The sequence below is a fragment of the Methylophilus aquaticus genome (genome assembly GCF_030769565.1).
GTDB lineage: Bacteria > Pseudomonadota > Gammaproteobacteria > Burkholderiales > Methylophilaceae > Methylophilus > Methylophilus aquaticus.
Map to the genome: position 1 here is coordinate 94,851 of NZ_JAVCAP010000002.1, position 14,827 is coordinate 109,677.

Below are 14,827 nucleotides of genomic sequence, written 5' to 3' on the forward strand. Positions count from 1 at the left end.
TAACAATTGAATTTTAACTTTTACAATTCAGTTACAGCTTCGTCAAATTGCTGCAATAACTCCCTCTTAAAATGAACTCATCTTTAAACGAAACACACAATGCTTCGTTTGATGGCTAGATTTAGTTGATTTTGTCAACACTAGCATTGATTTCCTCCTGATCCAAACCCCCTTTTGCCCGCAATAGCGGGCATTTTTTTGTCCGTTAATACATTTTATGCTGATTTTAAGGGCTGACTGGCTATCAAAGATAGCCTAAGTATTTGAATTGGTTTATGCTTGAAGCGATTGGGGGCGCTATTGACAGCTCTAAGGCGCAGAGATGGTTTGTATGAACGTTTACTATGACAAGAATAGCCATTTTTAATCAAAAAGGAGGCGTGGGGAAAACCACGACTACGCTTAATCTGGCAGGTGCTTTTCATCGCCAACAACATCAGGTTGCATTGCTGGATTTTGATCCGCAAGCACATTTGACCAGTATCTATAAACACATCGGTCTCGATCACCACAAGCATTTATTTCATTTTTATCAGTCAGATGTGCCCCTTGCTCAGTTAATGCAGCCTGTACGCGCAGAGATGATGCTGTTGTCTGCGAATGCAGAATTGATGAAAGTTGACTCCCACTTTGGGCGTGGTCCCATCATTCTCAAAAAACTTAATCACGGTTTGAATGTATTGTCTGAAACACACCCTGACACGGATATTTTTATTGATTGCTGTCCGTATGTCGGTGTGATTTCACTGAATGCGGTATTTGCCAGTGATTTAATTATTATTCCAGTTTCATCAGATTATTTTTCTATCAACTCTGCGGTGAAGGTCGAAAAAGCATTGCGTGCACTGGAGCCTGTCTTAAAGCGGCGCATTGAACGACGTTATTTGCTGACACGGGCAGACAAGCGCAAGAAAATGACCGTGGAAGTCGAGCAGGAAATGCGGCGCCTGTTTGGGCGCGAGGTGTTGGTCACCAAGATCTCTGAAAATATTGCCTTGGCCGAGAGTCCGCGCATTGGCAAAAATGTATTTGATTATGATGCAGGCAGCCCCGGTGCCCGTGACTACATGGCCTTGTATTTTGAGTTGCAGGATGTCAGCAAGCAGCTACCCGAGAAAGCTGTGGCTGTTGCATAATCATTGCTGATGACGGCTGCTTAGCCATTGTCGCCGCCAGAATACCAGCAGCATCGCGATGGCGATGGTCAGCATGATCAGAATCGCCCACCAGAAACCATAGGTGTCATCTATCCAGGGCATTTTGCTGAAATTCATGCCAAAAATACCAGCGATGAGGGTGGCAGGCATAAACAGCATGGCCACCACGGTGAGTGCCCTGACCTCAAGATTGACGCGCTGGCTGAGGCTGGTCATGTAGATATCCATCAACCCGCTCAGCGTATCGCGAATCGCTTCCAGTGACTCGGTAAAGTGCACCGTATGATCATACAGGTCGCGCAGATAGGGCACCGTTTGCGGGCTGAAAAAACCGTGCTCATTACGTATCAGGCTGTTCAGGACTTCGCGTAAAGGCCACACTGCCCGGCGTAATTCAATACTCACATGTTTTAAGCGATGAATATTTTGCAGGTCTTCAGGGCTGGGATTGTCCAATAAGTGGGCCTCCAGGCGCTCAGCATCCTCGTTGATCGCTTCCAGTACCTGGAAGTAACGTTCCATCAGGCTGTCCAGTAGCGCATAACAAAGATAATCCACGCCGCTTTTGCGCAGTAATGCCTGTCCCTGACGCAAACGCTCCCTAACGGGCTCAAAGCTTCCTGATGGACGCTCCTGAAAGGTCAGTAACCATTCTCGGCCTAATGCCATGCTGATTTGTTCGGAACTGACGCTCAAGCTTTCTGCATCGTAGTAGAACAGGCGTGTTTCAAGAAATAGATATTCCGGATAGCTATCCAGCTTGGCGCGTTGTTCCGTATTCAGGATATCATCCAGCACCAGTGGATGCAGGCTAAACCGCTTGGCAACCGCTTGCAGCAAGGCAATGTCCAGTACACCATGCACATTGATCCAAGCCACGTGTGCAGGCGGGGCTTGCCAGTGGGTAATCTCCTGCATGGTGAGTTGCTGTGAAACCAGCTCTTCAGCGTTGTAGCACATTTTATGGATGCAGGCTGTGGCTTCAGCGCTGGCGGGCGAGGTGATTACCTTGTTGTCAGTGCCGAGCAAGCGGTGCTTGCGGTGCATGTGTTTGCGTTTGGACATGTTAAGTATCTATCACAGTAGGAATGTATGCATGTCGGAAAAGCCCGGACAGGTGTGCAAGCAGTCTATGATAAAATAAAACAAAATTTTTCAGTGAGAAAATCGCATGTCTGGCAATACCTTGGGTACCTTGTTTACTTTGACGTCCTTTGGTGAATCTCATGGCCCTGCCATCGGTGGTATTGTGGATGGTTGCCCGCCAGGTCTTGAACTGTCTGCAGAGGACTTGCAAGTAGATCTGGACAGGCGCAAGCCTGGCACTTCCCGTCATGTCACGCAACGCAATGAAGCTGATCAGGTGGAGATTTTGTCCGGCCTGTTCGAGGGGAAGACCACTGGCGCGCCTATCGGATTGTTAATCCGCAACACAGACCAGCGTAGCCAGGATTACAGCAAAATTATGCACACGTTCCGTCCGGGACATGCCGACTATACCTACACCCAAAAATACGGCATCCGTGACTATCGTGGCGGTGGCCGTTCCAGCGCTCGTGAGACCGCCGTGCGTGTGGCTGCAGGGGCCATTGCCAAAAAGTGGCTGAAGCAACAATATGGCATACAGATTCGTGGCTACCTGAGCCAGTTGGGCGAGATTCCGGTGCCATTTGTCGGCTGGGATGCATTGGCCCACCCTGATAATGTGTTTTTCTCCCCAAATGTCGAAATGTTGCCGGAACTTGAAGCCTATATGGACCAGGTCCGGGGGGAACGCGACTCGGTAGGCGCGCAAATTACGGTAGTGGCTGAGCAGGTTCCTGTGGGCTTGGGTGAGCCTATTTTTGACCGGCTGGATGCCGACATCGCGCACGCTATGATGGGGATCAATGCGGTCAAGGGCGTCGAGATTGGCGCAGGATTTGATTCGATTGCCCAGCGCGGCAGCGAGCATTGTGATGAGCTGACGCCAGAAGGCTTTGTGGGTAATCACGCAGGCGGTATTTTGGGCGGCATCTCGACCGGACAGGAGATTATCGTCCATGTGGCTTTTAAACCGACCTCGAGCATTCCGCAGGAACGCCGCTCGATCAATATGGATGGCGAAGCAGTCATGATGCAGACCACAGGGCGTCATGACCCATGTGTGGGTATTCGGGCCACACCGATTGTCGAAGCGATGCTGGCATTGGTGCTGATGGATCACGCCCTGCGCCATCGTGGGCAAAATGCCGATGTGCGCACCACTGTGCCTGTGTTGAAGTAATGATGCTGCATTATCGATGCGTCATGCTCTCCGGTCTCGTCCAGCGGTCAGCGTAAGTGCAGCGCTTCATCTTCGTGTCATGACCGGGTTGAATTGATGAGCCGTGCCCTGCATTTCAACCTTTCCCGTTTTTATTTTATTTATTATTTCTTTGTCGGTGCTTTTGTCCCCTATTGGGGCCTGTACCTGACTTCCGAATCCTTCAGTCCGGCCGATATCGGCATTTTGATGTCGTTGTTTCAACTGAGCCGTATCGTAGCACCTAACCTGTGGGGGTGGCTGGCGGACCATACCAGGCAGCGTGTACGCTGGATACGCCTCACGGCGTTTCTCGGCTTGCTGGGCTTTGTCGCTATTTTCTGGGCACACGGCTTTGTCGCCATGTTTGTGGTGATGGTCGCACTCAGCTTGTTTACCAGTTCCACCTTGCCACTGTCAGAATCCCTTTTGCTCGCACATTTGGCAAGCACTAATGGCCATTACAGCAACATCCGCTTGTGGGGGTCGTGGGGGTTTATTGTGGCTTCTGTTGTAGTCGGTTACTTGACTGACCGCTTTGGTATTCAAAGCCTGCTCTGGTTTATTTTGATGGTGCAGTGTGTCTTGTTTGGACTCACCTTTAAACTGCCTGAGGCGCATGTGCCACCGCATGCGCACGATACTTTTTCAGTGTGGCAGATTTTAAAGCAACGTACAGTGATTACCTTGCTCGTCGGGTGTGCCATGATGGTGACCGCGCATGGCCTGATGTACAACTTTTATTCCATTTACCTTGTAGAGCATGGTTATAGCAAAGGGACCATCGGCTGGCTGTGGTCAATCGGCGTGATTTGCGAGATCGGCATCTTTATGAAAATGCCCTGGTTGATGGCGCGCTTTAAATTAAAAACAATTTTGCTGGTCAGCCTCGGTCTGGCCGTGGTCAGATTTGCAATGATGGGCCTGGTGCCAGATCATTGGGGCTTGCTGATCATTGCGCAGACCCTGCACGCTTTCACCTTTGGCAGTTTTCACGCGGCCTCGATAGAAGTGATCACTCAGTATTTCAATGGACGTCATCAGGCCAAGGGGCAGGCCATTTATAATAGTGTGGCTTATGGTGTGGGCGGGGCATTGGGCGGTTTGTTAGGTGGATTCGCGTTGCAAACCCTGGGTGGGCAGCTCACGTTTACACTGGCGGCGCTGTTTCCGTTGCTTGGTGCGATTGTCATCGCGCTTGGACTCAAACTTGCGCAACCTTATGCTGCCAGAGGCATGTTTAGCCATTAGTGGGAGGTTTTTATCAGTACCGCAAAAATCAAAAAGCCCGGAAGCCGGGCTTTTTAGTGAAGAGTGACTGCAAGTTTATTATTGAATGCGTTTGTCTTTCTCAATTAAAGCATAGGCACTATGGTTGTGAGTACTTTCAAAGTTTTAGTTTCGGCCGCTACGCTTAACATCGAAATCGATGTGAGCCTACACTGAAGTTTCGAGTCTAATGCTATGCGTTGTCTCTTTTATCCTTCTCAATCAATGCATAAGCTGAATGATTATGGATAGACTCGAAATTTTCAGATTCGACGACGTATTTGATGATACGTTTTTCATTGTTGAGCTGCGCTGCGACATCGCGCACCATGTCTTCGACAAATTTTGGGTTGTCGTAAGCGCGTTCAGTCACGAATTTTTCATCAGGACGCTTGAGCAGTCCATATAACTGGCAAGAGGCTTGTTCCTCGATCAGAGTGACCAAGTCTTCCAGCCACATAAATTCATTGAGCAAGGCCGTTACTGTGACATGGGAGCGTTGGTTGTGCGCGCCGTAATCAGAGATTTTTTTGCTACATGGACACAGGCTGGTGACCGGAACCATCACCTTAACTGTGATTTCAAATGTGCCGTTTTTAATTTCACCAATAAAGGTAACTTCATAATCCAGCAGGCTCTTTACCCCTGAAACCGGCGCAGCTTTGTTAATAAAATACGGAAACCGCATTTCAACATAGCCTGATTCTGCTTCCAGACGCCCCACCATTTCACGCAATATGGTTTCAAACGAATCAATCGAAATCGCACGCTCGTTCATGTTGAGAATTTCAACAAAACGTGACATGTGGGTGCCTTTGAAGTTGTGCGGCAAGTGCACGAACATATCAAACATCGCCACTGTATGTTGCTCACCGCCGGTTTTGTCTTTGACGATCACCGGGTGACGAATGGACTTGATGCCGACTTTGTTGATATCGAGACGACGTACATCCGGGGTGTTTTGTACATCTTCGATCGCTGTGGGGATAACTGGTTGATTCATCAGGGTTCCATGGCGATGCAAAGCCGCCTGTTGGTTAATAGTTGAGTATACTACTCGGATATTAAATTCTCAATAGCCGACCGTATGCCATACGCATCTAGACCGCATTCTGCCAGCATAGTTTCATGATTGCCATGCTCAATAAATTGGTCAGGCAAGCCCAAGCATAATGTTGACATGACTACACGGTTTTTCTGTAGGCACTCCAGCACAGCAGCGCCAGCGCCTCCCATAAGCGCATTTTCTTCAACTGTGATTAAATAGTCGTGAGATTCAGCCATTTTGAGCACCATGGTTTCATCCAGCGGCTTGATAAAGCGCATGTTGACCACGCTCGCATTTAGTGTTTCTGCTGCTTGCAGGGCAGGCAGTAGCATGCTGCCAAATGCAAGAATGGCAATGTGCTTGCCCTGTCTTCTGCATTCAGACTTACCGATTTCCAATGGCGCCAGCGACTTTTGCACGGGGGCGCCCACTCCACTGCCTCGCGGGTAGCGCACTGCTGCCGTACCCCGGTGCAGGTAGCCGGTGCTGAGCATTTGGCGGCATTCGTTTTCATCGCTGGGTGCCATGAGCACTATATTGGGAATGCAGCGCAGGAAACTCAAATCAAAGCTGCCAGCATGGGTCGGCCCGTCGGCCCCGACCAGACCAGCACGGTCGATTGCCAGCAGCACATCGAGATCTTGCAGCGCAATATCATGAATTAACTGGTCGTAAGCCCGTTGCAAAAACGTAGAGTAAATTGCAACTACCGGTTTCAAGCCATCACAGGCCATGCCTGCTGCAAAGGTCAGCGCATGCTGTTCGGCAATGCCAACATCGAAATAGCGTTGTGGGAAAGCCTCGGCAAAACGATTCAAGCCGGAGCCATCACACATGGCCGGGGTAATGCCGACCAGTTTGTCATCGGCAGTGGCCATGTCGACCAGCCAGTCGCCGAAAATCTCGGTGTAGCTGGGTTTGCCAGCGTGACTGACACTATGGCCATTTTGCGGGTCAAACTTGCTGACACCGTGGTATTTGTTCGGGTTGTCTTCAGCCGGGCTATAGCCTTTGCCTTTTTGTGTGACCACATGCAAGAATTGTGGTCCCTGCAACTGGCGGATATTGCCCAAGGTGTCTACCAGTGTATCGATATCATGGCCATCAATCGGGCCGATGTAGTTAAAGCCAAATTCTTCAAACAGGGTGCCCGGGGTGACCATGCCTTTTGCATGCTCTTCTGCCCTGCGTGCAAATTCTTTCACTGGCGGCATGATATCCAGCACTTTTTTACCGCTGCGGCGCACGCTGTCATACAATTTGCCCGACATCAGGCGCGCCAGATAATTGTTCAGTGCGCCCACATTGTTGGAAATACTCATGTCGTTGTCATTGAGTATCACTAGAATGTTGGTATCCATATCCCCGGCATTATTCAATGCTTCAAACGCCATGCCCGCCGTCATGGCGCCATCGCCGATAATGGCCACGCTTCTGCGGTGGAGTCCGGCCGCTTTGGCTGCAACCGCCATACCGAGTGCTGCCGAAATTGAGGTACTGGAATGTCCGGTACCAAACGTGTCGTATTCGCTTTCGTCGCGTTTTGGAAAACCGGCGATGCCGCCCGGTTTACGCAGGCTGGCCATGGCTGCACGGCGGCCAGTCAGAATTTTGTGTGGATAGGTCTGGTGGCCAACGTCCCATACCAGCCGGTCATCCGGGGTGTTGTACACGTAGTGCAGGGCAATGGTCAGCTCAACCACGCCCAGATTGGAGGCAAGATGCCCACCAGTTTGCGCAACGCTTTGCACCAGAAATTCGCGCAACTCGGCCGCCAGCACTTTCAATTGCATTTTATCCAGCTGGCGCAAGTCCAGTGGCGAATCAATCTGATGGAGTAATGAAGTCATGGTTTAAAACGACCGTTCACAGATAAAGCTGGCAATCCCGCGTAATGGATCCGCTGCCTGGTCGTAAGAGGATAATAATTGCATGGTGTCATCGTGCAGTTTTCTGACCAGCGTCCGGGCTTCCGTAATGCCGAGCAGGCTGACATACGTCGATTTGTCTTGTGCCTGATCTTTGCCCGCCGTTTTGCCAAGCGTTTGGGTATCGGCAGTGGCATCCAGAATATCATCCACCACCTGAAAAGCCAGCCCCATATTGCGACTGTACTGGTCGAGTGTCATCAGCAGCGCATGGTCAGTACTTGCGGCACTATAGGCGCCAAGCATGGTGGCTGCGCGAATCAATGCTCCTGTTTTATATTGGTGCATGGTTTCCAACGCTGCCAGTGACAGATGCTGCCCGGTACTTTGCAAATCGATGCTTTGTCCACCACACATGCCACGCGAGCCAGTGGCTTGCGCCAATACCTGCACTTGTATCAGCGCTTGCGGTGCCTGCGATGCCGCTATTTGCTCAAACGCCAGGCTTTGCAGCGCGTCACCGACCAGCAGCGCAGTGGCATCATCAAACTGTTTGTGGCAGCTGGGTTTTCCACGGCGTAAATCATCATTATCCATGCATGGCATGTCATCATGTACTAGCGAAAAGGCATGAATCAATTCCACCGCCGCCGCAGGGGTGTCAGCCGCAATGATGTCTGTGCCAACGAGTTTGGCAGCTGCATAACAAAGCAAGGCACGCACCCGCTTACCTCCACCCAGAACGGCATAGCGCATCGCTGAGTGCAAACGTTCTGGTAACAGTTCATCCGTTGGAAGCACGCCAGACAATACCTGCTCAATACGCTGCTGGTGTGTGTTTGCCCAAGGCTCGAATGCAAAGGATGAAGCTGTCATGAAGTCGTGAAATCTGGTTGTGCTGGTTTTTGGAGATGGATGTTGGCAGATTACTCTTGTGAGTCAAAGGGGGTGAGTTGTTGCTGCTGGTTAAGGATCATGACAGACTGCTCTGCCTGCTGCAGTGCAACTTGGCAAGCTTGCAGTAATTGTGTGCCTTGCGCATAGGCGCTGAGAGCCTCTTCCAGAGGCAATTCGCCAGACTCCATTTTTTTGACAATGCTTTCGATGGTCGCCATGCGTTCGGCAAACGTGCCAGCGTCAAGTGTATTGGATGGAGGGGGCTTCTGGATGCTCATCAAAATAGGGCCTGTAAAATCCACACTATTTTAACAAAAGTCCCTGCTCTTGAGGGATTATTCTATGCTTGCAGCTAAGTGTCAGACAGGTAATACACTGCTCAGAAATTTTCTGATGTCATCAATTTCTTGCGCACATACGCTGTGTGGCATCTCATATTCTTGCCAAATGACATTAAAGCCTGCTTCAAGCAATGAGTCTCGCGCTATCAGCGCGGTTTGTATAGTGATGACGCTGTCAACGAGACCATGCGCCATCCAGATAGGCATATGCTTATTTGCCGGGTGTTTCTCAGTCGCAAGTTGGGTACGTAATGGCAAATAGGTTGAAAGTGCCAATACGCCTGCAAGTGTCTCCGGGTAGCGCACCGCAGTATGTAAAGCTATCGCCCCGCCTTGCGAAAATCCGGCCAGTAAAATGCGATGCGCAGGAATCCCGCGCACAAGTTCAGCAGCAATCATGGCCTCAATTTCGGACGCCATGGCGCGAATGCCAGTTTCATCTTGCTGACTCTCAGGTTGCAGACCAAAAATGTCATACCATGCACGCATTTCGTAACCGTTATTTAATGTGACGGGGCGATAGGGGGCGTGTGGCAAAATAAAGCGAATATGCGGCAAATTGAGCATATGCACGACAGGCTCGAAGTCGTGACCGTCTGCGCCTAGGCCATGCATCCATATGATTGCTGCTGATTCATTGCTTTTGTTATTAATGGTGATGTTATTCAGCATAGGTATTTTGACTTTAGGAGCCTCTGCGTAAAAGCGCAATACGAATTCAATAGGAAATTTGGACATATTAAAACAAAAAAACCCCGCTTTGGCGGAGTTTTTTGTTTTAAATCCTAATCAAAATTATGGCGTTACTGCTGCAGTTTTGGTGCAAGTGGCACCGGCGGCCAAGTCACAAGAAATCGATGATGTACCTGGTGATTTTGGCGTAGCAGCAATTGCAGCCAAAGTTGTAGCTGTCATTGCTGCAGCGGATCCAATTGAAGTGCACGCTTTATTAACAGGTGCTGCTGGTGTTTTTCCAAGCTGGATGTCCGCAAATGACTTCTTAGCGTAAGCACTTGCCTCCGCCATACATGCATTATCAGCCGCATCTTTTGTGTAATCCTGATACGCCGGAATCGCCACAGAAGCCAAAATACCAATAATGGCCACTACAATCATCAATTCAATCAGGGTAAAACCTTTTTGCATTTGTTTTTTCATTGTCATTTCCTTTTAGTCTTAAAGTTGAATGTCACTACTTTATGGTTCATTCACTGCTTTTCCAACAGTGTTCGGATAAGCATTAGCAATAGGCATGCCAAATTTTTAATGGCTATGTAACTTGCTGATAAATATGAATTAAAATGGTTTTTCCCCTTAGTTCGTTGATTTGAATCGTAGATGCTAATGCGTATGGTGTCTAGACGACTTTGGGCATATGTGACAGGATTAGTCAGCGAACGTAAAGGCAAGTGATATTTTTTGTCAGGGCTAGGTGGACATGCAAAAAAGGGATTGTGTTGTACACAATCCCTTCATTGTTGTCAGCGCCCAACTTTTGGTGTGGCGCTGAATTTGCAAAAACAAAAAACTGCTAAACGACTTGTGGGGCTATTACCAAAACTTCCACCAGGGTTTTTTACCGCTATTTGAGTTTGCGCCAGTTGCCTGGCGAATTACTTTCCCGATTCGGCCACCGATTTCAAACTGGCAAAGCCAGTATCAAAAAATTCGTTAATCGCTTTGGTCGCGGCATCATCGTTTTGTTCCGGTTTCGGAATGTTGGAGGAGTCAGCGCGCGTGTAGCTGCCTTTGACAGTCACTACAGTGTCACCGCCATTAGCGGTCACGCTGATGGTTGGGTAGAAGTTGGAGAATTGCAGGGTGCTTTTTTCCAGCACGTATTCATATTTAAGGCGCATGCCGGCATCATCAGCTGAGCGCAGTTTTTCATACATGGTGCCGCCATTTTTCAATTTGACGGTACGGTAAGTGGCATCGTCACCGTTCTCATCTTTTTTGGTTTCTACTTTGGTAGATTCAACGCCTGAATGCCAAGCTTGTTCGTTACTAAAGTCTTTGAGCAGAGCCCACACTTTAGCAGCGGGGGCTTTGATGGTGACGCTTTTTTCAAAACGCAATGCGGCGGCGCCGTGGGCTGCTGCCGTTAAGGGCGCCAGCGGCAATAAAGTGATGGCAATCATGCCGAGTAGTTTTTTCATTGAGTTTCTCCTGTACGGACTAAATATCATCATTGCATCGTTGCTTGTTTTAGCCATCAGGCAGCACAAGCTTGCATGTAAAAAGAACACGTGACTTTACCTAAAAAATTGTGATTTTGCGACACTCTCCTGAATATTTCTTGAAAAAAACCAATAATCTGCGTGATATCAGATAAAAATGCTTACTTCGAGGCGCCGGTGTTAAAAATAAACCGGCCAAATGCGCGGCAAAGCTTTTCGCAGGGCACTATGCTGGTGACTTCGTTGGTGCGGGTGTCTATCAGCGACAGGTTGTCTGTCCCCCAGTTGGCGACGATCACCAACTGACTGACTGGATCGTAGTCTATGCCTTCGGGAAACTCGCCGACGGCGATGGTTTTCACGATTTTTCCGGTGGCAGACTCAATCACCGACACGCTCTCAGCGTGGTTATTGGTCACGTAGATCCAGCGGCCATCTGGAGTGGCAGCCGCACCGTAAGGATGCTGGCCGGTTTTCATGGTCTGCGTCTGATAGGTTTCAACATTGAGCAGACTCAGACTATTGCTGACTACATTCACTACGTAAACTGTTTTGCCATCGGGGCTCAGGGTGAGTGCAAAAGGATGGATGCCGACTGGAACGCGCGTGATTTGTTTGAGTGTGCGGGTGTCTATGACGGTAATGTCGTCGCTGTCACGGTTGGCAATAAAGAGTTTTTTGTTGTCGGCGCTGACCACCATGCCTGAAGGCGTTTTTCCCGCTTTGAATGCCGTTTGCTTTTCCGGATGTGCTGTCTCGATCGCGATTACCTGCGCACCTTCCCAGTCTGCGGCATACAGAGTTTTTTCATCACGACTAAGCGCAATGCCAACTGGTTGAATGTTTACGCGGATTTCCTGAAGTTGCTGTTTGCTGCGGTGGTCAATAACAGAGATGGTCTGGCTGTTCGCGTTGGAGATATAAATGCGTTGCTGTTTGTCGGCAATGGCGACGCCTACCGGCGCTTTGCCGACAGCAATGGTATGTGTCACTTTGCGGCTATCAATGTCGAGCACAGAAACCGTATTGCTACCCTGATTGGTTATGTAGGCAAAGTTGCCAGCCGCAGCGTTGTTTGCCCAGAGCATCAGTGATAGCAGGTATGTGAATAGATTCCAGGATATGTAATCTCGCATAGTCAATAGGTGTTAGTTGAGCGTGAGTAAACTAGCATGATATATGCAGCAGAACGTCTTGAATTGGATTGCGTTGACAAGTGTAGATGTGGTGACAGTATTCAACCAATGCAATGGTGGCTCTTTGTACATGTAAATTAATAATAAATTCAGTTACTTAAGATGATTCTGTATTGCGACTCTACTGGTGGCTAACGTAGAATCAAAGACAATATTAATATCAGGGAGATTAAAATGAGTAAATTAGTGTATTACTGCTTAAGAACATTGTTTGTCTTTTCATTAATGACCGCGTCAAATGCCGCTCTTGCCATCACTTCTGATACGGTCACAGGTTCAAATTTCGTAGATGGGCAAACGGTTTACACCATTACTTTTGCTGATAACTTGACGGCCACTTTCACAGGCAGCCGTGCATTTAAACAGAAAACACAAGATTCAATGACTGGCGTAGGTGTTGCCGCCGGTAGAACCGCGGGTGAGATTGATATTGATGAAACAATAACAGCTAGCTTTTCCAAAGAAGTGATTGTTTCTTCATTAACATTGGGACTATTGTTTGATGGTCCAGAGTACTCGGATGTACAAGAGGTTGCCAAGTTGCTGGTCAACTTTGCTGATGGCGGCTCTGACATTTTTTACTTGACTGCTACTGGCGCGCATTCAGCTACCTGGACAGGGCCTGGTTCAGTGTCGCCACTTGGAAGTGGTGCCGTTGACGGGGGTACGGGTGCGTGGGAGTTAACGAATCCATTTGGCTTTCGCTCTGTAACCAATATTCAATTCACTGCTGCGACTGGTGTTGCAAAATCTTCGTGTTCTTCCTGTAATAACCAGTCTGACTATACCTTTGTCAGCATGACGGTGACTCCAGTCCCTGAAGTTAATTCTTTGGCAATGTTCACGGTAGCGTTGTTTATGTTTGGTGGTATTGCTGCCCGCAAAAGCGCACTTTGATTTTTCACATTGATGATAAAAAAGCTCACGGTTCGTGAGCTTTTTTGTTTCTGTAGGTGAATTTTATAGAGGCCGTGATGGATGTTCTTTCATTAAACTGTAAAGTGTGAAAAAATTGCATTAACTATTTAAGGCAGTTTTTATGTTAGATCGTGATGGATACCGTCCAAATGTGGGAATTATTTTATGTAATACCCACAATCAGGTGTTTTGGGGCAAGCGTATCAGAGAGCATGCCTGGCAGTTTCCGCAAGGCGGCATTAAGTATGGCGAAACTCCTGAGCAGGCCATGTATCGTGAGTTGATGGAGGAAGTGGGGCTCAAGCCTGAGCATGTCAAAATTCTCGGTCGCACGCGTGACTGGTTGCGTTATGAAGTGCCTACCAGCTGGATCAAGCGTGAATGGCGAGGCAGTTACAAAGGCCAAAAGCAGATATGGTTTTTGTTGCGTCTGGTTGGCCGAGACAGTGATGTTTCTTTGCGTGCCAGTGATCACCCGGAATTTGATGCATGGCGCTGGAGCGAGTACTGGGTGCCCTTGGCGGATGTCATTGAGTTCAAGCGCGAAGTCTACCAGCTTGCGCTCAATGAACTGGTTAATTTTCTGCATCATCCGGCCAAGCGCTATGGTACGCAATCTCGCAAACCAGTACACAAGGAAAAGCTGGCGCCTGCTGTGAAGGATGATTAGTTTGGCAAGGGTAGGTAGGCGTAGACAAAAAAGCAGAAGGAGATCCTTCTGCTTTTTTGTCTACGCCTAATAAGGGTTAAACTTCAGTGCTCATTGCTTCACCCAGGCGAATGACTTTGCCTGGATGCCAGCTTGGGTGAAATGTGCAGACGTTTTTTTCAAACAGCATGACCACGGTGGACCCCAGTAAAAAACGGCCCATTTCATTGCCTTGTTTTAGTGTAATGGCTTGATCGCTGTAATCCCATTTCACGGTTCTGCCAAAGCGGGGAGGATTGATAATCTGATCTTTAGACTCGTGCCAGATGGTCGCCATGCTGCCTACAATCGTGGCGCCTACCAGTACCATGACGAATTTGCCGTATGCTTCGGATTCGAACACACAGACGACGCGCTCATTGCGTGCAAACAGACCGGGTACGTTAGCCGCAGTATTCGGATTTACCGAAAACAGGTCTCCTGGCACATAGGTCATTTCCAGCAGTTTGCCATCGCAAGGCATATGGATGCGGTGGTAATCCCTCGGACTTAAATACAGGCAGGCAAAGCTCCCGGCATTAAATCTGGCAGCAAGCGCGGCGTCACCCCCTACCAGTGCCTGGGCAGTGTAATGGTGTCCTTTGGCCTGGAAGATTTGGCCTTGTTCTATTTGCCCAAATTGGCTGATGGCGCCATCTACCGGGCAAATCAATGCGGATTTTGCCAGCGGTCTGACACCTGATCGCAGGGGGCGGGTAAAAAACTGGTTAAAGCTTGCATAACTGGCAATGTCACTATTGGCCGCTTCATCCATGTTCACATGGTATTTACGTACAAACCAGCCAATAAAAGCGGTGGTGAGGCTGCCGCCTTGCCAGTGTGCCAGTGTGCCGGCGACGACTGTCAGTAATTGTTTGGGGGCGATGTATTGCAATAATATCGAGAGTTTCAAGTGGAAATCCTTATGACTTGCACAGCTGCATGTGTAAAAAAACAAAGCACAGAATAGTAAACTATCCT

At 48.9% G+C, this 14,827-nt stretch carries 15 protein-coding genes; 5 read left to right on the forward strand and 10 right to left on the reverse strand.

Going from position 1 to position 14,827, the window contains the following annotated elements; genetic code table 11:
• Positions 1-344: 344 nt before the first annotated feature.
• Positions 345-1,136 carry a ParA family protein gene (locus tag Q9291_RS02265; protein ID WP_306388368.1) on the forward strand — a complete coding sequence of 264 codons (792 nt, stop codon included), beginning with the start codon at positions 345-347 and terminating at the stop codon, positions 1,134-1,136.
• Here the strand turns inward: Q9291_RS02265 and corA are convergent, their stop codons facing one another.
• On the reverse strand, positions 1,137-2,222 hold the full coding sequence (corA, locus tag Q9291_RS02270) for a magnesium/cobalt transporter CorA (RefSeq protein WP_306388369.1): 1,086 nt from the start codon (positions 2,220-2,222) through the stop codon (positions 1,137-1,139). It abuts the gene before it with no gap.
• Between the two features lie 106 nt (positions 2,223-2,328).
• On the opposite strand from corA, the gene aroC reads away from it, so the two are divergent.
• Positions 2,329-3,423 (forward strand): chorismate synthase, encoded by a 1,095-nt coding sequence (aroC, locus tag Q9291_RS02275; RefSeq protein ID WP_306388370.1) that lies wholly within the window; start codon positions 2,329-2,331, stop codon positions 3,421-3,423.
• 96 nt (positions 3,424-3,519) lie between these two features.
• Positions 3,520-4,692, forward strand: coding sequence for an MFS transporter (locus Q9291_RS02280; protein ID WP_306388371.1), 1,173 nt, complete (start codon positions 3,520-3,522; stop codon positions 4,690-4,692).
• A gap of 211 nt (positions 4,693-4,903) precedes the next feature.
• Here Q9291_RS02280 and folE2 read toward each other — a convergent pair whose 3' ends face one another.
• From folE2 to Q9291_RS02320, 8 genes are all read right to left on the reverse strand, one after another.
• Positions 4,904-5,713: a GTP cyclohydrolase FolE2 gene (gene folE2, locus Q9291_RS02285; protein ID WP_306388372.1), complete on the reverse strand. Its 810-nt coding sequence runs from the start codon at positions 5,711-5,713 to the stop codon at positions 4,904-4,906.
• A 50-nt stretch (positions 5,714-5,763) separates the two neighbouring features.
• Positions 5,764-7,608, reverse strand: a complete 1,845-nt coding sequence (gene dxs, locus Q9291_RS02290; RefSeq protein WP_306388373.1) for a 1-deoxy-D-xylulose-5-phosphate synthase — start codon at positions 7,606-7,608, stop codon at positions 5,764-5,766.
• 3 nt (positions 7,609-7,611) lie between these two features.
• Positions 7,612-8,502: a polyprenyl synthetase family protein gene (locus Q9291_RS02295; RefSeq protein WP_306388374.1), complete on the reverse strand. Its 891-nt coding sequence runs from the start codon at positions 8,500-8,502 to the stop codon at positions 7,612-7,614.
• 50 nt (positions 8,503-8,552) lie between these two features.
• On the reverse strand, positions 8,553-8,801 hold the full coding sequence (xseB, locus tag Q9291_RS02300; protein ID WP_306388375.1) for an exodeoxyribonuclease VII small subunit: 249 nt from the start codon (positions 8,799-8,801) through the stop codon (positions 8,553-8,555).
• 81 nt (positions 8,802-8,882) lie between these two features.
• Positions 8,883-9,536: an alpha/beta hydrolase gene (locus Q9291_RS02305; RefSeq protein WP_306388488.1), complete on the reverse strand. Its 654-nt coding sequence runs from the start codon at positions 9,534-9,536 to the stop codon at positions 8,883-8,885.
• A 123-nt stretch (positions 9,537-9,659) separates the two neighbouring features.
• Complete coding sequence (locus Q9291_RS02310; protein ID WP_306388376.1) at positions 9,660-10,022, reverse strand: pilin; 363 nt, start codon at positions 10,020-10,022, stop codon at positions 9,660-9,662.
• Positions 10,023-10,477: 455 nt separating this feature from the next.
• Entirely contained in the window at positions 10,478-11,023 is a 546-nt protein-coding gene (locus Q9291_RS02315) for an SRPBCC family protein (RefSeq protein ID WP_306388377.1), read from the reverse strand.
• Positions 11,024-11,205: 182 nt separating this feature from the next.
• Positions 11,206-12,132, reverse strand: coding sequence for a YncE family protein (locus Q9291_RS02320; protein WP_306388378.1), 927 nt, complete (start codon positions 12,130-12,132; stop codon positions 11,206-11,208).
• A 282-nt stretch (positions 12,133-12,414) separates the two neighbouring features.
• Here Q9291_RS02320 and Q9291_RS02325 point away from each other — a divergent pair, with 282 nt between their 5' ends.
• Both Q9291_RS02325 and Q9291_RS02330 read left to right on the forward strand, forming a co-directional pair.
• Positions 12,415-13,137 (forward strand): hypothetical protein, encoded by a 723-nt coding sequence (locus tag Q9291_RS02325; RefSeq protein ID WP_306388379.1) that lies wholly within the window; start codon positions 12,415-12,417, stop codon positions 13,135-13,137.
• Positions 13,138-13,279: 142 nt separating this feature from the next.
• Positions 13,280-13,828, forward strand: coding sequence for an RNA pyrophosphohydrolase (locus Q9291_RS02330; protein WP_306388380.1), 549 nt, complete (start codon positions 13,280-13,282; stop codon positions 13,826-13,828).
• Between the two features lie 76 nt (positions 13,829-13,904).
• Here the strand turns inward: Q9291_RS02330 and asd are convergent, their stop codons facing one another.
• Positions 13,905-14,759 (reverse strand): archaetidylserine decarboxylase, encoded by an 855-nt coding sequence (gene asd / locus Q9291_RS02335; protein ID WP_306388381.1) that lies wholly within the window; start codon positions 14,757-14,759, stop codon positions 13,905-13,907.
• Between the last annotated feature and the right edge of the window lie 68 nt (positions 14,760-14,827).